General features: G+C 66.1%; 18 protein-coding genes and 1 riboswitch. Of the genes, 4 read left to right on the top strand and 14 right to left on the bottom strand.

The window, feature by feature from the left end:
- Nucleotides 1-50: 50 nt before the first annotated feature.
- Both HMPREF3114_RS10390 and HMPREF3114_RS10385 read right to left on the bottom strand, forming a co-directional pair.
- Nucleotides 51-494, bottom strand: a complete 444-nt coding sequence (locus HMPREF3114_RS10390; protein WP_053497499.1) for a YbaN family protein — start codon at nt 492-494, stop codon at nt 51-53.
- A gap of 31 nt (nt 495-525) precedes the next feature.
- A complete protein-coding gene (locus tag HMPREF3114_RS10385) occupies nt 526-1,113 on the bottom strand; it encodes a biliverdin-producing heme oxygenase (RefSeq protein WP_053497501.1) in 588 nt (195 codons plus the stop codon).
- Between the two features lie 109 nt (nt 1,114-1,222).
- Between HMPREF3114_RS10385 and HMPREF3114_RS10380 the strand changes: the two genes are divergently transcribed.
- Nucleotides 1,223-1,480 (top strand): DUF2789 domain-containing protein, encoded by a 258-nt coding sequence (locus tag HMPREF3114_RS10380; protein ID WP_032954498.1) that lies wholly within the window; start codon nt 1,223-1,225, stop codon nt 1,478-1,480.
- 93 nt (nt 1,481-1,573) lie between these two features.
- Here HMPREF3114_RS10380 and HMPREF3114_RS10375 read toward each other — a convergent pair whose 3' ends face one another.
- The 6 genes from HMPREF3114_RS10375 to HMPREF3114_RS10355 form a co-directional block, all read right to left on the bottom strand.
- A complete protein-coding gene (locus tag HMPREF3114_RS10375) occupies nt 1,574-4,492 on the bottom strand; it encodes a TonB-dependent receptor (RefSeq protein WP_053497503.1) in 2,919 nt (972 codons plus the stop codon).
- A gap of 220 nt (nt 4,493-4,712) precedes the next feature.
- Complete coding sequence (locus HMPREF3114_RS10370) at nt 4,713-5,645, bottom strand: FecR family protein (RefSeq protein ID WP_053497505.1); 933 nt, start codon at nt 5,643-5,645, stop codon at nt 4,713-4,715.
- A gap of 103 nt (nt 5,646-5,748) precedes the next feature.
- Complete coding sequence (locus tag HMPREF3114_RS10365) at nt 5,749-6,249, bottom strand: RNA polymerase sigma factor (RefSeq protein WP_053497507.1); 501 nt, start codon at nt 6,247-6,249, stop codon at nt 5,749-5,751.
- Between the two features lie 82 nt (nt 6,250-6,331).
- Nucleotides 6,332-6,547 (bottom strand): hypothetical protein, encoded by a 216-nt coding sequence (locus tag HMPREF3114_RS21450; RefSeq protein WP_229766000.1) that lies wholly within the window; start codon nt 6,545-6,547, stop codon nt 6,332-6,334.
- Between the two features lie 69 nt (nt 6,548-6,616).
- Nucleotides 6,617-6,787, bottom strand: a complete 171-nt coding sequence (locus HMPREF3114_RS21445; protein WP_229766001.1) for a hypothetical protein — start codon at nt 6,785-6,787, stop codon at nt 6,617-6,619.
- 35 nt (nt 6,788-6,822) lie between these two features.
- Nucleotides 6,823-7,317, bottom strand: a complete 495-nt coding sequence (locus HMPREF3114_RS10355; RefSeq protein WP_070489729.1) for a hypothetical protein — start codon at nt 7,315-7,317, stop codon at nt 6,823-6,825.
- A 184-nt stretch (nt 7,318-7,501) separates the two neighbouring features.
- Here HMPREF3114_RS10355 and ppa point away from each other — a divergent pair, with 184 nt between their 5' ends.
- Both ppa and HMPREF3114_RS10345 read left to right on the top strand, forming a co-directional pair.
- Nucleotides 7,502-8,038 (top strand): inorganic diphosphatase, encoded by a 537-nt coding sequence (ppa, locus tag HMPREF3114_RS10350; RefSeq protein WP_005410935.1) that lies wholly within the window; start codon nt 7,502-7,504, stop codon nt 8,036-8,038.
- Between the two features lie 152 nt (nt 8,039-8,190).
- Nucleotides 8,191-9,312, top strand: a complete 1,122-nt coding sequence (locus HMPREF3114_RS10345; protein WP_053497511.1) for an HDOD domain-containing protein — start codon at nt 8,191-8,193, stop codon at nt 9,310-9,312.
- Nucleotides 9,313-9,371: 59 nt separating this feature from the next.
- On the opposite strand, the gene HMPREF3114_RS10340 is transcribed toward HMPREF3114_RS10345, so the two are convergent.
- The 6 genes from HMPREF3114_RS10340 to thiC all read right to left on the bottom strand — a co-directional run bounded on the left by HMPREF3114_RS10340 (nt 9,372) and on the right by thiC (nt 18,895).
- Nucleotides 9,372-9,581 carry a hypothetical protein gene (locus tag HMPREF3114_RS10340; protein ID WP_032955995.1) on the bottom strand — a complete coding sequence of 70 codons (210 nt, stop codon included), beginning with the start codon at nt 9,579-9,581 and terminating at the stop codon, nt 9,372-9,374.
- 169 nt (nt 9,582-9,750) lie between these two features.
- Nucleotides 9,751-12,600, bottom strand: coding sequence for a TonB-dependent receptor plug domain-containing protein (locus tag HMPREF3114_RS10335; RefSeq protein ID WP_053497514.1), 2,850 nt, complete (start codon nt 12,598-12,600; stop codon nt 9,751-9,753).
- Nucleotides 12,601-12,649: 49 nt separating this feature from the next.
- Entirely contained in the window at nt 12,650-13,549 is a 900-nt protein-coding gene (locus tag HMPREF3114_RS10330; RefSeq protein ID WP_053497516.1) for a helix-turn-helix transcriptional regulator, read from the bottom strand.
- Between the two features lie 115 nt (nt 13,550-13,664).
- Nucleotides 13,665-15,983 (bottom strand): winged helix-turn-helix domain-containing protein, encoded by a 2,319-nt coding sequence (locus tag HMPREF3114_RS10325; RefSeq protein ID WP_053497518.1) that lies wholly within the window; start codon nt 15,981-15,983, stop codon nt 13,665-13,667.
- Nucleotides 15,984-16,242: 259 nt separating this feature from the next.
- Nucleotides 16,243-16,914, bottom strand: coding sequence for an ion channel (locus tag HMPREF3114_RS10320; protein ID WP_050562719.1), 672 nt, complete (start codon nt 16,912-16,914; stop codon nt 16,243-16,245).
- A 136-nt stretch (nt 16,915-17,050) separates the two neighbouring features.
- Nucleotides 17,051-18,895 carry a phosphomethylpyrimidine synthase ThiC gene (gene thiC / locus HMPREF3114_RS10315; protein WP_053497521.1) on the bottom strand — a complete coding sequence of 615 codons (1,845 nt, stop codon included), beginning with the start codon at nt 18,893-18,895 and terminating at the stop codon, nt 17,051-17,053.
- A gap of 82 nt (nt 18,896-18,977) precedes the next feature.
- Nucleotides 18,978-19,079: riboswitch (TPP riboswitch) on the bottom strand.
- A gap of 224 nt (nt 19,080-19,303) precedes the next feature.
- On the opposite strand from thiC, the gene HMPREF3114_RS10310 reads away from it, so the two are divergent.
- Nucleotides 19,304-20,881: a BCCT family transporter gene (locus tag HMPREF3114_RS10310; protein WP_049413309.1), complete on the top strand. Its 1,578-nt coding sequence runs from the start codon at nt 19,304-19,306 to the stop codon at nt 20,879-20,881.
- The last annotated feature ends 138 nt before the right edge of the window (nt 20,882-21,019 follow it).

The following is a 21,019-nucleotide window of genomic DNA, read 5'->3' as shown; positions in this document are numbered from 1 at the left end:
CGATGGCGGTCACCGCCCGCGCAGGAAGAACCACACGGGCACCATCACGTTCACCGGGTCGCCGGCCACCTCGGGCGGCGGCGGGCCGCGCGAGGATCGTTGGCGTCGTCCACTTCCACGACCGGATTGGGCTGCGGTCGCGGTGCCGGCCGGCTGAGCACGTAACCGGCGCTGGCGGCAAAGAACAGGCCCACGCCGAGCAACAGGCGCCACGACGGATGCGCGCCCCAGCAGAACAGGGCAAAGCCCGCCGCCATGCCTGCGCTGGCAAACGCCTTGCCCTTGCCCGACACGGCACCCTGCTCGCGCCACAGCCGCAGCGACGGGCCGTAGCGTGGATGCGCCAGCAGGCGCTGCTCGAACTTCGGCGAGCTGCGCGCGAAGCAGCCCACCGCGAGGATCAGGAAGATGGTGGTCGGCATGACTGGCAGCAATGCGCCGATCACCCCGAGGCCGACCATCAGCCAGCCCAGCGCGAACCAGAGCCAGCGCATCAGCGCTGCACCTGCGGGCGCGCGCCGCGCATCAGGCGAATTCCACTTCGACGTGGCGGTACACGCTGCGGAACGCAGCGTCGGCTGCATCGATCACCTGCTGGTCCTGCTCGGCACTCAGCGGCACCGCGTCCAGCACAGCGGTGAACTCGCGCCAGTGGCGCGCTGTGCCATCGGGATGGGCGGCCAGGTGGCGGGCGCCGAAATCACGGTGCAGGCCGAGCCTGGCCGCCATCTTGTACAGAAGGGTGCCACCGAGATTGGAGCCTTCGGCCACGTACAGCCAACCCAACGCAGTCGGCAGCGCGAGGTCCGAGGGCAGCGCGTCAATGTCCGCGCCAGGCAGGGCCTGCTCCAGGTCCTGCAGGTCGCGTGCGACCTGTGTCAGGCGCCGGCGCTCTCCGAGATCGGGCAGCAATGCGTCCAGGGCAGGGTTGGCATACAGCGCATCGATGCTGCGGTGGAAGCGATACTGCACGCGCAGGAAACGGGCGAAGTTGCTGCGGTCGGCGAAGATGTCACCGGCCATGATGCGCTTGTCCAGCGCACCGTGGCTGTCGCGGGTGGCGGCCTTGAGCCGCAGGCTGCGGCTGTCTTCGGGAGCGATGTGTGCGTTCATGGGGGAATGCCAGGAGGGTCGTCCTGCTGTAGACGTCCGCCGCGGGGGTTTCCCCAAGCCCATGTGTGCCGATAATGGGACCATCCCCTTCTTCCACCCGGAACCGATGATGATCACCACCGAACCGCGCATGACCAACCTGTTCCTGCAGCTGGGCCTGGACGCCAGCGCCGAAGGCATCGCCCGCTTCATCCGCGAGCACCAGCTGGCCACCGACGTCGAAGTCGTCGAGGCGCCCTACTGGAACGATGCCCAGCGCCAGTTCCTGGCCGAGTCGCTGCAGGCCGATGCGGCATGGACCACCGTGGTGGATGAGCTGAACGAGTCGCTGCACGAAGATGCGGTGAAGGCGGCGACCGGGCTGTAAGCAGACGCCGGGCGTGACCAGACGCTGGCGATTGCACGGCAGAAGCGGTGCGGACCGAGGTCCGCACCCACCAAAGGCGCTCTGCGCTGGCGGTCAGTACGTCCAGGTCAACGCCAACCGCGCGGTGCGGCCCGGTGCCGGCATCACGCCCAGGGCCAGCGGGTCCAGGTAGTAACGGTCGGTCAGGTTGTCGACGCCGGCTTCCACCGACAGCTGGTCGTTGAAGCTCCAGCTGGCGAACAGGTCGATCAAGGTGTTCGGCCGGTACAGCTGCTGGATCGCCGACAGGCCCACGTTCCAGTCCTTGTCCAACTCGCTGATCGGGCCAGCGTTGTGGACCATGCGGGTGCCGAAGGTCAGGCGCTCGTCGAACAGGCGCGAGCCCAGGATCAGGTTGACTGTGTAGCGCGGCGGGTTCTGGGTGTTGGTGTACGAGCCCTCGAAGCCACCGTCCACGCAGTTGGGTGTATTGGCCAGCTCGTCGTTCCTGCGCTGCGCACCATAGGCACGACGCTCGGCGGCGATGTCCGGCGCGCAGGTCTTGGCCTTGAAATAGTAATGCGCGGACAGGTCGGCGAAGACCTTGCCGCTGTCATAGCTGGACTGGAATTCCATGCCCGAGACCTTGAACTGATCGACGTTGCGGATCAGGCCGGCCGAAAGCGTGCGGTAGTCACGGGTGATCAGGTCGTCGATGCGGGTATCGAAGTACGCCAGCTTCAGCGCCAGGCGGTCGCCAGCGGTGAACAGGTCGTAGCGGAGGGTGCTGGCACCGATTTCCCAGCTGCGCGCGCGCTCCGGCTTCAGCTCACCGACCGGCTTGGCAGCGGTGAACAGGCCCAGCGTGGTCTCGAACAGGCTCGGCAGCTTGGTGCCTTCGGCGTACTTCACGTAGACCAGGGTGTCTTCGCTGAAACGGTAGGCCACGCTGGCGGTCGGCGAGAACGCGGTGTCGCGACGGCGGATCGGCTGCGACCAGCTCCAGCTGACCGGCACTTCCAGATCCTGCGGCTTGCCGGCGTCGTAGAAGTTCCAGCCGGCGATGTCGCCCACCGTACCCTTCTTGTACGGCGAGGCCAGCAGCGAGGCCTGGGTGAAGTTGCCGTTGGCATCCGGATACCAGTTCAGCAACGCGATGCGCTTGGCGCGCCACGAGGGCAGTGCCGGGTTGCCGCTGAGCAGCTCGGTGTAGCGGTACTGGCCCTGCACCTCGTAGGCATCGGGCGTGGCCAGCCGGTTGCGGTCGTGCACGTCCACCCGGTTCCAGCGGCCACCGGCCAGCAGCTCCCAGTGTTCGTCGGGCTGCCACTTCAGCGCGGCCACGGCGCTGTATTCCTTGCGCTCGGCATTACGCAGGAAGCGGTTGTTGACCAGGTCATCGTGCATGATCGGGCCCGAGCTGCCCGGGGCGATGTCTTCGTCGCTGTAGGACAGGCCGTAGTCGAGCGTGAACGCACCGGCGCGGGTGTCGAACCTGGAGGTATTGCTGGCATCCAGGCCGAAGCGCTTCTGCCGCAACGGATTGCGGTAGGCATCCTTGTAACCGGGATCGCCACTGAAGCTGGGCGCGTCATACCACTCTGTGCGGCGGTCGAAGTACCACGGGGTGATGCCGGTCAGGCTGTTGTACATCACGCTGTCGGTGTCGGTGTACGCAGCGTTGACGCGCAGGTCGATCAGCCCGCTGTCCGGGTTGAAGCGATAGCGCAGGGTGTAGCTGTCCATGTCGACGTGGCCCGGGTCCCACTGCGGGATGCGGTCACGGTCGACGCGGATGATCTGCGAGGCCATGATCTCGCCGGCCGTGCCTTCATAGCGGCGGTAGCCGGCTTCCAGGCTCTGCGTGTCATCGATGCGCCAGGTGCCCTTGAGCAGCGCCGACTTGGAGCGCGAGGAAGTGTTGAACACTTCGGTGCCCGGCGGATTCAGCGGCGCCAGCGTGCGCCGCGTCTGCGGGAAATCATCGTAGCCATGCTTGCCGGAGAAGTAGTTGCCGTTGTCCCGGTACGCGTAGGCCGCAACCAGGTCGAAGCGGCCCCAGTGACCGGCACCGGCCACGTTGAAGAACTGGCTGCCGGTAGCGCTGCGATCGCTGCGCGGCGCCGCACTGTATGACGGCAGGTTGTTGGCACTGCCATTGGCCAGGCCACCGCGCACGCGCACGCCGAAGTCGCGGCCCTCGCGCAGCACGTCACCGATCTTCAACGTCTCCATCTCGACCACGCCGCCGATGCCACCGGACGCGTTGGCCTGCAGGCTCGGGCCCTTGGTGATGGTCAGGCTGGAGATCAGGTCGGGGTCGAGGTAGGTGCGCTGTGACTGGCCCGCATAGCCGCGGTAGGTGTCCATGCTGGACTGGCCACCGTCGATGATCACCGGTACGCGGCCCTGGCCCTGGATGCCACGGATGTTGACGTCGAAGCCGTTGCCCACGCGCGGATCACCGGCGGTGACACCGGCCCCCCCCTTGACGATGTCACCGTTGGAGGTGCCGCGGAAACGCTCCAGATGCGTGCGGTCGAGCGTGGTGGTCGAACCCACGCTGCGATAGCTGTCGAGCAGGCGCGCTTCGTCGTTGTTCGCACCGCTGTCGACGCGGTCGCCGGCCACACTCAGCGTGTCGGTGACAATCACACCGCTATCGGCCCGCACCGGCGTTGCTGCCCCCAGAGTGGCCGCATCGGCGCTGACCCGGCGCACCGCCACGCCACTGCCCTGCAGCAGGCGCTGCAACGCCTGGCCGGCCGACAGGCTGCCGCTGACCGCGTGGGAGGTTACGCCGTGTGCCAGCGATGCGGGGTACACCACCTGCACGCCGGATTGGCGCATGTAGCTGCGCAGGGCCTCATCCAGCGGTTGTGCAGGAATATCAAAGCGCAGTACAGCCGCGTGCTCGCTGCGGGCGCTCTGCGCCAGTGCGGGTAGCGTCGTACTGGCCAGCCCGGCGGCAAGCAACGCAATGCACAGACGGGACGGGCGCAGTACGCGGCCCGAACGGTGGGAGTCGAACATGGAAGAACCTGTCAGGTAATCGGTGCCGCGAACGCGGCGTCATCCGCAACACGGGCGGACACGGCGACGTACGTGGCGACGGCGGGTACGTTCGCCGGGTAAGACGGCTGGGCGCGCGACAACCCCAAGAGCGATTTGCGGTCGCGGGGGATGCCGACGGGGCGCCGTGGTTGCCGACCGTTGGTCGGCACAGGAACGCTCATCCACGCGTGGCGTGGATCTACTGCACGATGGCGACGCCGAATGGAAGACGAATAACCTGAAGACCTGCCGTTGCCGCCAGTGCATCCAATGCCTGCTCCGGGCGGTCGATGCGCAACGCAGCACTCACTGCAGGCAGACGTGACAGATCACCGCGCACGAAGGCCGGCCCCGCGCGATAGCGCCCCACCCACTGCACCGCATCGGCAACCGGGACCTGCTCCAGCAGCAGCTCGCCCTGGCGCCAGGCGCCGACGCTGTCGGCGGTCACGTCAGCCCGTCGCATGACTCCGCCATGTTCAGTGTAGACGGCACGCTGCCCCTGCTGCAGGTACGTCCAGCCACCGTCGGCCGGGCTGGCCACGCGCACCCTGCCCTGCCCGACCTGGGTTTCCACCCCGTCGTCGCCACGCGCAACGGTGAACGCGGTCGAGATATCCTCGACCAGGCCATTGCCGGCGCGCACGCTGAAACGCCGCTGTGCATCCGGGCTGACCTCGAACCAGGCGCGCCCGCGCAGCAGCTCGACCTCACGGGCGTTCGCATTGAAGCGCACGGCAATCGCACTGTCCGCATCCAGCACCGCGCGACTGCCATCGGGCAGCCGCACGTGCTGCACCTGATGCATGCTGCGATGATCGGACTGCAGGCGCAGCCACGCCTCCGGCCATGCCACCAGCATCGCCAGCATCGCCGCCACAACCATCGCCCAGCGCAGTCGATGTGGCCGTCGTCGTCCGCTGGACCCGGCCTGCGGGCGCGGCCCGACACTGCGCCACAACGCGCGCTCGTGTTCGAAGGCCCTGCGGTGCCCCGGCTGTTGCAGCCAGTGCTCGAACGCCTGGATGCGTGTATCGCTGATGTCACCCGAGGCCAGCCACGCGATCCAGTCCCGGGCCTGTTCGGCCAGGGCGTCATCATTGGCGGCGGGCAGCATGTTCGGCGGGCTCATCGGCTGGCGGACAGGCGCATTCAAGCGCGGGCGGGGAACTAGACCGCATCCACGGTCCAGTGATCAAGACGTCTGCGCGAAGGCCAGCCCCAAGCCGGCGCGCTCATCGACCGCTGCGCGCCCAGGCCAGGCGCTGCAGCGCGGAGCGCACATGATTCTCGACGGTGGTCACCGACACTCCCAGGCGGCGTGCGATCTCGGCCTGGGTGAGGCCCTGCAGGCGGTTCAGCCGGAAGATGGTGCGGGTCGGCTCCGGCAGGTGACCCGCCGCATCGAGCACCCGCTGCAGCTCATCCTGTGCCATGGCCTGCTCCTCGGTGGAGATCACCTCGTCGGCCCCCCACAGGTAGTGGTCGACCAGCAGCCGGTTGCGGCGGCTCGATTCGCGGCCGTGGTCAGTGGCCAGATTGGCGGCCAGCCGATACAGATAGGCCCGCGGATTGTCGATGGCCTGGCTGTCATCGACCCCACGGGCCTTGAACCAGACCGCCTGGATCACGTCCTCGGCGCCGCTGTCGCCCCCCAGTATCCGTTGCACACGACGCAACAGCGCTGGCCGCTCGCGGATCAGCAGTTCGGTGAGCGTGGCGGCATTGGAGGACATGCGCGGAGCCGGGACGACAGACGGGGCGCCGCGCATGCTACTCCGTTAATGCAAATAAGTCACATTCTTATTGATGCCGGGACTACAGGCAATCAACCAGTGCGTCGTAGGTATTGGCTGTCGTGCCGGGCAGCGGCGCGTGCAACGCATCGAACCCGTCTCCCGCTTCCCACACCTGCAGCAGGGTTTCCAGGCGTGTTCCGGCAGCCAGTGGCAGCACGCAGGCGTAGCGGCCACGGTTGACGTTGATGCGGCCGCTGGCTTGTACCCGCGTGTCGCTACCGGCGAAGGTCCACACACACTGGATAACCACTCCCGTGGCCTGTTCCACGGAACAGCGCAGGCGCATGGCCCACAGATTGATGTACTACCCCTCGCAGAAGGTATCGCCACACACCTCATCGAAGCCACGCACCAGTTGCCGCTCGGCAGCAAGGAAACGCTCGTGGCCGCCCCCCGGGCCGGAGTAATCCCGCGCATCGACGAACGCAGGCGCAGCCTGCGCGACGCCGGTGAACGGCAGGCTGACAGACAGCACGCAGCACAACAGCCAGCATTTGCAGAAGCTCCCCATCAGCCCACCCTCCCCTGCGTGCGCAGGCATTCAGGCAGCCCATCGAAGAGACCATGGCCAAGCCCGGGCAGAGGGGCGATCAGGCCACCCGGCGCTTCCAGGGAGGCGTAGAACGCGTCGACGGGCACCCCGGGCTGCATTTCGACCGGACAGACCCAGCTCCCGTTGTCGATCCGCACGTGTCCCGTGTCGGGCTCAACCTCCAGCTCGCTGGCGGCCACCACCCAGACACAGCGCTGCACGGTGCCGCGGTGGGCGAGCACGGCGCAGCGGAACTCCATCACCCGGTAGTTGCTGTAATCACCTTCACACAAGGTGTCGGCGCACCATGCGGCGAATTCACCGGCGACCGCGTCCTCCAGGGCAAAGGCCCGGTCCCATCCGGCCTCGTCGGAGGGATAGTCGATCAGATTGACATGCACCCCGCGCGCAAGCGCGGGCAACGGCGCCAGCAGCAGCAGCAAGGCACAACAGCCCAAACGGTTCCAGTTCATGGCAAGTCTCCTTGGCAAGGACGTCCAGCCTGCCGCGGGGACCGGGTCGAACCCATCGGGAAACCCCGCCCCACCCGCTCCGCCGGAGGCGGGCGCGCAGGTCGGCCCAGCCCTACCCTGCACAGCGCCCGGCAAAGGCATAAAATGGTGAGCTATCCGTCTATACCCCCACCTGGAGCACACCATGGGCCTGGAACTCGTCTCGCCCGGCAAGAACCCGCCGGAAGAAATCAACGTCATCATCGAGATCCCGAAGGACTCGGAGCCGGTGAAGTACGAAGTGGACAAGGAAACCGGCGCGATCTTCGTCGACCGCATCCTGTCCACCCCGATGCGCTATCCGTGCAACTACGGCTACGTGCCGAGCACCCTGTGTGGCGACGGCGATCCGGCCGACGTGCTGGTGGTGCTGCCGCTGCCGCTGGTGCCGGGTTCGGTCGTGCGCTGCCGTCCGGTCGGCGTGCTGAAGATGAGCGATGAGGCAGGCAGCGACGAGAAGATCCTGGCCGTGCCGGTCTCGAAGATCTTCAGCGGCTACGCCCACGTCGAAGACATCGCCCAGGTCTCGAGCCACTGGCTGGAGCGCATTGGCCACTTCTTCGAGCATTACAAGGACCTGGAGAAGGGCAAGTGGGTCAAGCTGGACGGTTGGGGTGGCGCCGCTGAGGCCAAGCAGATCCTGATCGAGGCGCACCAGCGCCATCTCGACAGCAAGGCCTGAGCCTGAACCGGATCGCTCCGGCGATACCCCGCCGGAGCGATGCGGGTCACGTTTCATGATGACGGCACATCACTCTTGCTGCCGTATTAGGTAAATTGCGTCACTTCACACGTCATCGACATCCATCGTCGAGACAGCCAGGGGAACGTGTCGTGCGTATTCTGCTTGTTGGGGATGCAGCCAGCCTGCCGGCTGAGCTGACCGAATTCATTGCCGATCTTGGGGAAGACTGGCAGCCGCTGACCGCCGTCGATGGCCAGACCGCGATGACCGCGGTGGCCACGCAGGGCGTGGACGCGGTGATCGTCTGCCCGCAGTTGCCCGATCTCAATGCCACCACGCTGCTGGGCCAGATCCGGACACTGCGCCCGGAAACCATCCGCATCGCGCTGGTCGATGCACACCATGGCAACCGCCCGCCGCCGGCGCGCCTGATCGGTGTCGCCCACCGCTTCCTGCCGCTGCCGCTGGCGCCGGAAGTGCTGCTGGAGGCATTGACCAGCCTGGAAGAACTGCGCGAAGTGCTGGACAGCCCGCGCCTGCGCGATGCCATCGGCCGTATCGAGAAACTGCCATCGCCACCGCACCTGTACCTGAGCCTGACCCAGGCCCTGGAACATGATGACGATACCGACAGTGCCGATGTGGCCAAGCTGGTCGCCGCCGATCCGGCCATCGCGGCCAAGGTGCTGCAACTGTCGAACTCGGCTTTCTTCAGCCAGGGCCGCACCATTGCCGACCTGCGCACCGCGGTCACCCGGCTGGGCCTGGCCACGCTGCGTGACCTGGTGCTGGCCAGCGAAGTGTTCTCCGCGCCGACGCTGTCGGCTGCCGAGCGCAACTCACTGCAGCAGCGCGCACTGCTCGCCTCCCGGCTGGCCGCACGCCTGCTGCCCGAGTCCAGCGCCGAACTGGGGGCGACCGCCGCACTGCTGGCCGACATCGGCCTGCTGCTGCCCGGCGTGCGCAACGAGCGCAGCGAGCCCGCGCTGGCCAGCGATGCCCGCCCAGGCCATGCCGAGGCCGGCGCCTACCTGCTGGGCCTGTGGGGCCTGCCGATGCCGATCATCGAAGCGGTGGCCTTCCACCTGCAGCCGCAGCGCGCCAACACCCGCAGCTTCTGGGTGACCGGCGCGGTGCACGTGGCCCTGGCACTGGTCAATGGCGACCCGGTGGACGAGGACTACCTGCAGCGTGCAGGCGTGCTGAACAAACTGCCGCAATGGCGCGAGCACGCCAATGCACTGATGGGACTGGTGCCCAGCGACGCCTGAGCGTGCTGGATGATGTCCGGACGACAGAGGGCGCACCCACACGGTGCGCCCTTTCCTTGTCAGCGGATACCGCAGGCATCCTGCACGCAACGCCGGTACTGCGACTCGCAGATGACCGGTGACTTGCCACTGGCCAGGCACTGCTGGCGGAACTCTTCGCAATAGAGCCCGCCACCACAGACACCGAGGCCCTGCGCGAACACCGCGCCCACCAGCGTTGCATAGATCAATGCAGCCGCCGATGCCTGGCGCAGCAACGTGTTCTTCATACCCCTCTCCACATGCAAGCGTCCGGTATTGGACCTCCTGACTGTGTCGATTGCGACACGACGGGACCGTGACTGCGCTCACCTTCCAACAGTTTCCGGAATTCCCCTACAAAAAAGAGGGCGGACCTAGCGGCCCGCCCTCCTCGTGTTGCTACCGCACTTCGATGGATCAGAAGCGCTGGGTGTACTTCATGTACAGGAAGCGACCCACATCGAAGCCGCCGTAGTAGGCGAACGCCGAGTTCGGAGCCGAGTACTGCAGCGAACCCTTGTGGTCGAACACATTGTTCGCGCCCAGGGCGATCGTCGCATCCCACGGTGCCTTCCAGCTGACCTGCAGGTCGTGGAAGGTGTTGGAGCCGGTGTGACGCAGCGGATCGGTCTCGCCGTTGGCCATGTGGTTCGGCGCATCGCACCAGCCGTCAGCCAGCGAGATGCAGCTTTCCTTCATGCCGGAGTAGTAGCGCGCGGTGTAGTTCACACCGAAATCGCCGTACTGCCAGTTGACGCCCAGGTTCGAACGCACGCGGAACAGGCCCGGCTCGCTGACGCGGCCAACCATGATGTTGTCGCCGTCGCTGTTCTGGCGCTGCTCGTCGTACTTGGCGGTGTAGCTGGTGGTCCAGTCGATGCTGAACTGACCGATGGCCAGTTCCGGCAGGCGGTACTTGATGCCCAGGTCGTAACCTTCGGTTTCCATCTTGCCGAGGTTGGCGGTGCCGTAGGTGATCGCACTGACGTGGCCGTCAGCCGCACGGGTCACGCTCGAGCAACGCTCGGAGTTGCCCAGCACGTAGCAGTCACGCAGGATGCGGTCGACGCTGTCAGCGATGATCATGTCGCTGATTTCGTACTTGTACCAATCCAGCGAGACGTCCAGGCCCTGCACCCAACGCGGGCTCCACACCAGGCCGAAGGTGGTGCTCTTGGAGGTTTCCGGCTTCAGGTTCGGGTTGGCACCCGAGATGAACTGGTCACCCGACTGGCACGGCAGGGTCGAACATTCCTTGCCTGCCTGGCCCAGCTGCACGTAGTTGGCCGGCACGCCCGCGCCGGAGCACGCGGCATTGCCGGCAACGCTGCCCGGAGCCTTCACGCCGCACGGATCGATGTACGACTCGAAGCTCGAGCTCAGGCCACCGTACAGGTCACTGATGGTCGGAGCGCGGAAGCCCTCGGCGTAGGTGCCGCGGACCAGCAGTTCATCCAGCGGACGCCAGGTCAGGCCGAACTTGCTGTTGGTGGTGCCACCGAAGTTGCTGTAGTCCGAGTAACGGCTGGCAACGTTCAGGGTCAGTTCCTTGGCGAAGGCCATGTCGGCCAGCAGCGGCACGTTCAGTTCGAGGTAGACCTCGTTCAGATCGTACTGGCCGCGGGTCGGCTTCTGGCCCAGGCCGGTGGACTGGCCCGACTGTGCGAAGGCGTCCGGCACGTAGCTGCCTTCTTCCTTGCGGTGCTCGACACCCAGGGCGAAGCCCAGGTCGCCGGCCGGCAGGGTCACGATGGCACCCGACAGGTTGGCGGTGAAGCTGGTGGTCTTGGTGACGCCACGGGTGGTGAAGGTCGGGAACAGGAAGTCCTGCAGCTCCTGGTTCGCCAGCGAGCCCTGGCCATCAACGCCGTACGGCAGCAGCGGGTTCCACGGGCGGCAGTCGCCCAGGATCGGGTTGGCCGCGGTGCCGCAGCGGGCAACGCCGCCGGCATCGATGAACGACGGGCCCAGGGCCTGACGCGCGCCGATCAGGCTCATGTCGCCACGGTTGCTCTTGATCGACTCGTTGCGGTTCCACAGCGCGCCGACATCCCAATCGAAGGTCTTGCCGCCGAGCTCGAAGAAGCCGGTCAGGGTCGGAGCGAAGCGCAGGGTCTTCAGCTGGCTGTCAGTGGTACGCGGCACTTCCCACAGGCGGCGACGGAAGCTGACGTCCTGGCCGACCGGATTGAAGGCGCTGGCAGCCGACAACGGGGTCTTGATCGAGTTGGAAGCGGACTGGTACGGGTAACCGGCAATCTGCTGGAACGTCTGGCGCTCGTTGTAGAGCACGTCGGTGTTCAGGCTGATCGAATCGGTGAAGTCGTAGGTGCCGTTGATGTAGACCGACTTGCGCTTCACACCGGTGAGCAGGGTCATCTGCTCGTTCGAGTTGGCGAACTCGTCTTCGGTGATCGCGTGGTAGTCGTTCGGGTTCTTCGGGTTGCCACCCGGGTTCAGGGTCTGCCACACAGCGCTCGACTTGGTGCAGTCGTACAGCGCCGGGTTGCACCAGCTGCCGTTCTGGCTGATCGGGCTCCAGTCAGCCGAGGTCGAGTTCGGACCCAGCGAGCCGTCACGGCTGTACCAGCGGTCCTTGGCCCACACCGGATCCTGCTTCGAGTACTCGGCCGACAGGGTCAGGCTGCCGCGTTCGCCGCGGGCACCGAGGGTCATCGAATAGGTTTCGGTGTCGCCGTCGCCCTTGCCGTACTGGCCGACGTAGACGTTGGCTTCGCCGCCATCGAAGTTCTTGCGGGTGATCACGTTGACCACGCCGGCAATGGCGTCGGAACCGTAGATCGACGAGGCGCCATCCTTCAGGATCTCGATGCGCTCAACGGCCGACATCGGGATCTGGCTCAGGTCCTGCAGGCCCGAGGTCGAAGCGCCCAGGCGCTTGCCGTTCATCAGCACCAGGGTGCGCTCGGCGCCCAGGTTGCGGATGTCGACGTAATAGCCGCCCACGTTCTCGCCCGAAGCCAGCGACTCCGAACGCGAGATGGCCGGGGAGCCGGCCGAGGTCAGGTTGTTCAGCACGTCGGCGACGCTCGAGAAGCCCTGCTTTTCCAGGGATTCGCGGGTCATCGTCAGGATCGGCTGCTGGGTTTCCACCGAGGCGCCGCGGATGCGCGAGCCGGTGACCGAAATGCGGTCCAGGTCGGTGGTGCCCTTTGCTTCCTGCGCCGAAGCAAAGGCCGGCGCCAGCGCCAGCGCAATGCCGGCCGGCAGCAAGCCGAACCGCACTGCGGGATTACGAACGTTCATCTATCTCTCCAAGGTACGTGTTAGCAGCGTGTTAAAACACCCCAGCACGTTACGATTGCGTTGCAGCGCTGTATTTGCGCGAACCAACCGGAGACTTTGCGGATTGTGGCGGGAGCAAGCCGCCGTTCTCCCTGAAGCGCGATGCGGACTGGCCGTAGCGGGCGCGGAACGCACGCGCGAAGCTGCAGCAGTTGTCGAAACCGCTGGCGGCAGCGACCTCGCCCACCATCATGTCGGTGTCACGCAGCAGATCAGCGGCGCGTTCGAGGCGCAGCCGTGCCGAAAGCGACTGCGGGCTTTCCTCGTACAGGCTCTGGAAGGTCTTGGACAGGTACCAGCTGGAGAAGTTGGTCAGCTCGGCCAGTTCGCCGATGCGCACCACCCGGTGGCTGTTGCCTTCCAGATAGAGGCGCGCGCGCTGCATGCGGCCGAACACCTGGCGCTTGCGGCTGCGCGAGCGGCCCGGGCAGCGCTGCACGTTGTCGGCCAGGCCGCGCTGCAGGCCCGCGAGGTGCAGCAGCAGCGGGCGCAGGGCCTGCGCCGGCTGGCCGCTGGCCAGCGCATCGCGCCACAGGCGCAGCGCCACGCGCGCATCAGTGCGGTTCATCCGGCCACGACCTGCATACAGGCCGCAGTCGGCCATCTCGGTCAGCACGCGAAGCGCTTCGATGTTCAGGTTCAGGCCAACGCACAACCCGTTGCGACCGGCCTGCACCAGCGGCCGCGATTCCTTCTCGAACGCGATCCACTCGCCTTGGCGCAGGCGGAAGCGCCCTTCCTTGGCCTCGACCCACGAGCTGCCACGCACCTGCATCCAGACAGTGAAGCTGGAGCCGGCGGTCTGCAGGCTGCCCAGCCGGGCCACGCCCAGGCAGGTCGGTGCGACGTCGTCGAGCGACCGGTCCAGGGAAACAGTTTGGCCGCGATCGGCCAGCGAGAGTTGACGCATGGGGGCACCACGGATTTGCCTAGTACAGGACTCCGTTTTGCCAAATCAGGCGGCACTGCGTCAGGAAGGTCCGACGAGATCGCCACGAATTCGCGACGAGATCCCGACGAAGAAATTACGAAGGCCCATTTCCCTTGAAAAACAACAACTTGGAGAATGCGGGGAACAGTGCAGGCGGGCGTTCGGGCAACCGCATCACGCCGATGTCAGCGCCATCGCTGACCGCCATCGCCACGAACAGGTCCTTTCCGTCGGCGCTGGCACTGAGCCCGTTGCCGGCGCTGAGCCGTTCTGCGTCCAGGCAACGTTCCGGCTCCTCGCGGCCGGGCTGGATGCGCACGAAGGTGGTGCCACACGTGGTCGAGGTACCGAGGTAGCCGATGCCGCTGTTGCCGGTCACGGTCCAGGCCCGGTATCGCCAGCGGCTGGGCCGGTCATCGCTGATCTGCTGCACGCTGGCCGGGGACAACGCGGCATCCGCCGACCACAGGCCACCGGCGGCCAAGCGGGTGAACAACACGCGGCCACTGCTCCGGTCAAAGCGCGCCTGCGACACCCCATCGATGCTGGCCAATCGGCGCCAGGGCTGGACGCTGCGATCGAACAGGCTCAACCGCGTGCGCTGGTCGGCATCGCGCTCGACCACAAACAGCTGCTGCGGCGAGGCGCCATACAGTGCCTGCAACGGCTGTTCGGCCGGAACCGGCAAGGGTTGCAGGCGTTCATCGCGTGGCGCGATTTCATAGAGCACCGTGCGCCCATGCGCATCGCGGCCAACCACGAGCAACTGCCGGCTGTCGGCCGACCAGTCAGGCGCCTGCCGCGCTTCCGGCCGCAGCCCTTCGATGGGACGCAGCGAATCCGGTCGCTGCATGTCCGCCCACCACAGGGCGAAGCTGCCGGAACGATCGGAGGTGAAGACCAGCTGGCGGCCATCAGGCGCTGCCATCGGCTGCCCATCGCGGCCACTGGAGGCGAACAGGCGCTCGGGCGTGCCGCTGCCCTGCATCGGCACCTTGAACACGCCGAACTGCGCGCGCCGGTGGACGAACGCCAGCATGCCACCGCGTCGCGACACCGCTGGCCACTGCGCATCATCCAGGCCGGCATCGCGCAACGTGTGCCGCTCGACGTCCAGGTAATAGAGCCGCGCCTCGCTATCGACACGGCGACCGAAGACGATGGTTCGGCCATCGTCCAGCCAGGCCCAGCCGCGCAGCTCTGCCGCTTCATCGGTCAACTGCTCGGGCGTACCGCCCGCGGCTGGCACCCGCCACAGATCACCCAGCTGCGGGTTGCGCACGAACACCAGCCATTGCCCATCAGGCGAATAACGCGGTGCGTAGTCGAAGTCATCCTGGTCGACGCTGTAGGCCAGCGCGCGCCACTGGCCACTGGCCAGGTCCAGCACGCGGATGCCACGGTGCGCGTAGCGACCGACCATGCTGCCGAACACCAGGCCACGCCCATCTGGCGTCCAGTCGAAACTGAGCAGCTCCGTCCCATCGCAGCGTGTAGCCTGGCGCAGTGCGCCACCGGTGGCGCTGGCGATCAGTACCTGGCAGCCGCCGTCGGCGGAGAACCGCGCGAAGGCGATTTCGCGACCATCCGGCGACCAGTTCGGGAAGCGATCGACGGCACCGGCCGGTGGCGCCAGCAACTGGCGCGCCGGCGCGTTGCCGGAGGTCTGCAGCTTGATCGCGCCACCGCCGTTGCCATCCTCGTTGGCGCCCTCATAGGCCACCAGCGAACCGTCCGGTGACAGCGTGGGATAGGTTTCGAAGCCGCTGGTTGCGGTGATCAACCGATACGGTCGCTGCGGGCTGCCGATCACCCGCGTACCGTTCTCCACGGCAGCCTCCACCGGCGAGCTGCCGGCCGGTGCACGACGCAGCAGCAGCGTGGTCAACACCAGCAGCGTGGCCAGCATCAACACGCCCAGCACCAGCAGCACGCGCCGACGGATATGGCGCCAGCGGCGGCGCGCTGCCTGTGGATGCGCAGGCAACGCAGCAGTGGTCACCGGCTGCGCGGCCATGCCTTCGTCGTCGGGGACGCCTGCGGCCACGGGCTCGGCATCGTCCAGCACCTGCACCGGGACCAGAAGCCGATAGCCTGTCTTGGCGATGGTTTCGATGTAGGCCTGGCCGTTGTCGTCGTCGTTGCTGAACGCCTTGCGCAGCTGGGTGACGGCCTGGGTCAGCACATCGTTGGTCGGCAGCGTGTCCGGCCATACCTCGGCGAACAACTCGTCGCGGGTGACAACGCGACCCGGCTGCCGCAGCAGCACGCGCAGCACGCCCAGCGCCTTCGGCGTCAGCCGGCGCGGGCGACGCGCGCCGACGACCTCGACTTCGCGCGAGGACAGAGTGACGGTGCACTCTCCTATCCGGATCCGATCGGATACCGGGAACTGGATTTCGCTGCTGTTCATTTTCTGCTACACAGTAGAGACAGGTCCCGGGCAGTGTTTGCCTTCGATACCGCCCCGTCCTGGGAACAGCGAAAAGCCAGACTCCGCACAAAGCATCGGCGCATACCGCAAAAACAATCGAGCGCGCGAATACTAGCCTATGCAAGTTACCTCGCCTATCGCGTGGTCGACATCAGGCTCTCTCTCGCCGACGAATTCACATAATTTGCGACATCATTCGCGCCCTTTCGGGCGCGAAATTTTTATCTGGCGTTCATTTTCACATGCGCCGCAACATGGTCAATCCGACCAGCCGCGAAACCACCAAAGCCACGTACATCACGCCGGAAAACTGCTCCAGCATGACCAGCGCGCGTGCCTGTGGATGCAACGGCACGACGTCACTCAAGCCAACTCCAGACAGCAAGCTGAAGCTGAGATAAAGCAACTCCATCCAACTGCGCTGCGAGCCTCCGCCGGTGCCCTGGAAGCTGCCCGGGTACCACTGCTGGCATACCGCGAATGCGAACGCAAATGCCCATGCAAGCAAGGTGAATGTCGCGCCTGCGGCGAACAGTTCGTCGCGGGTGACCTTGTGGTCCTGGAGCATGTAGGCAATCAGGGCGCCGGCCGTATAGAAGTACAGCAGGCTCTCCAGCAACTGTGCGGTGGTCAGCAGTGCGCTGCGGTCGAGCAATGCGCCAGCCAGCGAGAACACCACCGACGGGATGGCCAGCAGCAGTGCCAGCCAGGTGCCCAGTGGGCTGCGCTGGACCACCCACAGCGCCAGGCCCAGTACCGCCATGCCGAACATGCCCAGCGCCGCGCGGCCGGCAGCGGTGTCATCCAGCGCGGGGTACAGCAGCACCGCGATCAACTGGGCACCCAGCAGCCAGGCCGAAGGATGACGGCGGGCAATGGCCAGCCAACGGGTGGTCATGGCAACGGGCATGGTGTCCTTCCCCCAGGGTGATGCGCGGAGCATAGCGGGGAGCGGCGTGATGAGCGGTGGTGCCGGCCGCTGGCCAGCGCTCCTCCCGGCCCCTGCACAACCGGCCGCCGGCCGGCAGCCGGCACCCGGCTACTCGTCATCCCTGGTGGTAGACCTCTGCGCCAGCCGCGCGGAACTCCTCCGACTTCTCCTTCATGCCGGCTTCGGCGTAGTCACGCACATCCTGGGTGATCTTCATCGAACAGAAGTGCGGGCCGCACATCGAGCAGAAGTGGGCCAGCTTGTGCGCATCCTTCGGCAGCGTCTCGTCATGGAACTCCCTGGCCTTCTCCGGATCCAGGCCGAGGTGGAACTGGTCTTCCCAGCGGAACTCGAAGCGCGCCTTGCTCAATGCGTTGTCGCGAACCTGCGCACCCGGATGGCCCTTGGCCAGGTCGGCTGCATGCGCGGCAATGCGATAGGCCATGATGCCGTCGCGCACGTCCTGGCGATTGGGCAGGCCGAGATGCTCCTTCGGCGTCACGTAACAGAGCATGGCCGTGCCGAACCATCCGATCATCGCCGCGCCGATCGCGCTGGTGATGTGGTCGTAGCCCGGTGCGATATCGGTGGTCAACGGCCCCAGCGTATAGAACGGCGCCTCGCCGCACTCACGCAGTTGCTTGTCCATGTTCTCCTTGATCAGCTGCATCGGCACGTGGCCGGGGCCCTCGATCATGGTCTGCACATCATGCTTCCAGGCAGTCTTCGTCAGCTCGCCCAGCGTTTCCAGCTCACCGAACTGCGCGGCGTCATTGGCATCGGCGATGCAGCCCGGGCGCAGGCCGTCACCCAGCGAGAAGGTCACGTCATAGGCCTTCATGATTTCGCAGATCTCTTCGAAATGCGTGTACAGGAAATTCTCCTTGTGGTGCGCCAGGCACCACTTGGCCATGATCGAGCCCCCGCGGCTGACGATGCCGGTCACCCGCTTGGCGGTGAGTGGCACGTAGCGCAGCAGCACGCCGGCGTGGATGGTGAAGTAGTCCACGCCCTGCTCGGCCTGCTCGATCAGTGTGTCGCGGAAGATCTCCCAGGTCAGTGCTTCGGCGCGGCCGTCGACCTTCTCCAGCGCCTGGTAGATCGGCACCGTACCGATCGCCACCGGCGAGTTGCGGATGATCCACTCGCGGGTTTCATGGATGTGCTTGCCGGTGGACAGGTCCATCACGGTGTCACCGCCCCAGCGGATCGCCCACACCAGTTTCTCTACCTCCTCGGCGATTCCCGAGGAAACGGCGCTGTTGCCGATGTTGGCATTGATCTTGGTCAGGAAGTTGCGGCCGATGATCATCGGCTCGCTTTCCGGATGGTTGATGTTGTTGGGCAGCACGGCGCGGCCGCGCGCGATTTCATCCCGCACGAACTCCGGAGTGATGATCTTCTGGATCGAGGCGCCGAACGCCTCGCCCGGGTGCTGCTGCAGCAGGCCCGCATCGCGGATCGTCTCCAGCCGCTGGTTCTCGCGGATGGCAACGAATTCCATTTCCGGCGTGATGATGCCGCGCCGCGCATAGTGCATCTGGGTGACGTTCGCGCCTGCCCGTGCACGGCGCGGCAGGCTGCGGGCGGGGAAGCGCACGGCAGCGAGCTTCGGGTCGTGCTCGCGATCACGCCCGAACGACGAACTCAGGCCTTCGAGCTGCTCGGTATCGCCACGTTCCTCCACCCAGCCGCGACGCAGTGCCGGCAGCCCGGCGCACAGATCGATACGCGCGTCCGGATCGGTGTAGGGGCCGGACGTGTCGTAGACCGTGACCGGTGCATTCTCTTCGCCGCCGAACAGCGTCGGGGTGCGGGTCAACGCGATCTCCCGCATCGGCACCTGCAGATCCGGGCGCGAACCGGGCACGTGGATCTTGCGCGAGCCGGGAATGGGCCGGGTCACGGATTCGGAGAGTTGCTGGGCCTGTTGCTGCAGGGCGGAGAGCTGTGCGTTCATCGGGCATCGTCCAGAAAGGTCAGGGACGAAGCGGCGGCGCACTGCGACCGCGCCCGGACGGTCCTTGGGCGGAGTCCGGGCACGGCTGCATTGCAAAGCTTCCCTACGCCGGTATGAGCCGGATCAGGTTCCAAGGGACTGTCTCAACCGAGGCCACGTGGCCTCGGTACCCCCGCTTCTTGGCGTGCATTAGAGCATAGACCGCCCGCTTCCGGATCTGACCCCAATCGCTGTTCGTTAACAGAACCATGACGTCGCGTTCAGTAACGTGCACGTCCGTCGCGCTCCCGCGACCGACGCTTCCATCGCCGCCGACGCGGCCCCTGCCCGGTTCGCGCTGCATGCCGCCGGCCCTTCGCTGCAAGCTCTGCTCGCTCCCCTCAATCCCTTGATCGGAGAAGCTCCTTCATGGTGTTTCGCGTTTCCATCGCACTGGTTCTGCTGCTGGTGCTGCTTGCCGGTATTGCACCTGGCCCCTTCAATACCGTGGTGCAGAGCATCCTCGGCGAACTGATCCGCGGTATCGGCTGGCTGTACCTGCTGGTGGTGTTCCTGGCCCTGGTGTTCCTGATGTACCTGGCCTTCGGACGCTTCGGCAACCTGCGCATCGGTGGCGAAGACGCCGAGCCGGAGTTCTCGCGGGCCAGCTGGATGTCGATGCTGTTCGCCGCAGGCATGGGCATCGGCCTGGTGTTCTGGGGCGCTGCCGAACCCATCTCGCACTTCAGCAAGCCACCGGAAGGGCTTGCTCCGCAGAGCCTGGATGCGGCACGCGCCTCGATGCGCTATGCATTCTTCCACTGGGGCCTGCACCCGTGGGCCATCTACGCGCTGATCGGGCTGGCAATGGCCTGGTTCCAGTTCAACCGCAACGGCCGTGGCCTGGTCAGCGACATGCTGCAGCCGATCATCGGCCGCCACCATCGCGGCTGGATCGGTCGCGTGGTCAACATCGCTGCAGTGGTCGCCACCGCGATCGGTGTCGCGACGACGCTGGGCTTCGGCACCATCCAGATCGCCGCCGGCATCGAGCGCGTGTTCGGCGTGCAGGCTACCGTCCCAGTGCAGATGACCATCATTGCCGTCGCCTTCGTGCTGTATATGGCGTCCACCGCCAGTGGCGTGGAGCGGGGTGTGAAGTGGCTGTCCAATTTCAACCTGGCGTTGGCTGCCCTGCTGGCAGCCATCCTGCTCGTGCTGGGGCCGACCGGCTTCATCTTCGATACGTTCACCACCACGCTGGGCTCCTACCTCAACCAGCTGGTGACAATGAGCCTGCGCATGTCACCGTTCTCCGGCAGCACCTGGGTGGCGGACTGGACAATCTTCTACTGGGCCTGGTGGATCTCGTGGGCACCGTTCGTGGGCTCATTCATCGCACGCATCTCGCGCGGCCGCAGCGTGCGCGAGTTCGTGATCGGCGTAGTGCTCGCGCCGACGCTGCTGGGCTTCTTCTGGTTCGCGGTGTTCGGCGGCACCGCGCTGTGGGCGCAGATCTTCGGCCATGCCGACCTGGTGCAGGCGCTGGGCAATGGCTACGAGACGGTGCTGTTCACGCTGTTCGACAGCATGCCGCTGCCGTTGCTGCTGTCGTGCATCGCACTGGTACTGCTGATGATCTTCTTCGTAACTTCGGCCGACTCGGCGGTACTGGTTCTGGCCAGCATGTCCACTGACGAAGCAGGCGATCCACCGTTGAAGCGCAAGCTGGCCTGGGGCATCGCGGTGGCGTTGATCGCAGCGGCGTTGCTGCTGGCCGGTGGCCTGGATGCACTGCAGGGCATGATCACGATTGCGGCGTTGCCATTCGCGCTGCTGATGGTGCTGGTGATGGTGTCGCTGTACCGCGTGCTCGACCAGGAGTACACGCGTGAGCGACGGCAGGCGCAGCGCCAGCGGCACATGATCGATGCGTGGATCGCACGCGAGATGGCGGCGCAGGAAGAGACGCAGGCCGAGGCCGCACGCGCGCACGATCAGGATTGAGGGTGTTTTGCAGCCTGCGGCTGCACCGCTTTTTCAGGCAAGGGCCAAGGTCAAATTCAAAGGCGGTTCTGGGTTGCTGCTGGTTGGGTGGGGCGGTGTGGGTGGGCAGGACACGCCGTGAACCCATCCATGGGGGCT

It is taken from the genome of Stenotrophomonas sp. HMSC10F07, assembly GCF_001807895.1.
In the GTDB taxonomy this organism is placed as follows: Bacteria; Pseudomonadota; Gammaproteobacteria; order Xanthomonadales; family Xanthomonadaceae; genus Stenotrophomonas; species Stenotrophomonas sepilia.
The sequence above is the reverse complement of the archived record's forward strand: the minus strand, read 5'-3'. Positions and strand labels throughout refer to the sequence as shown.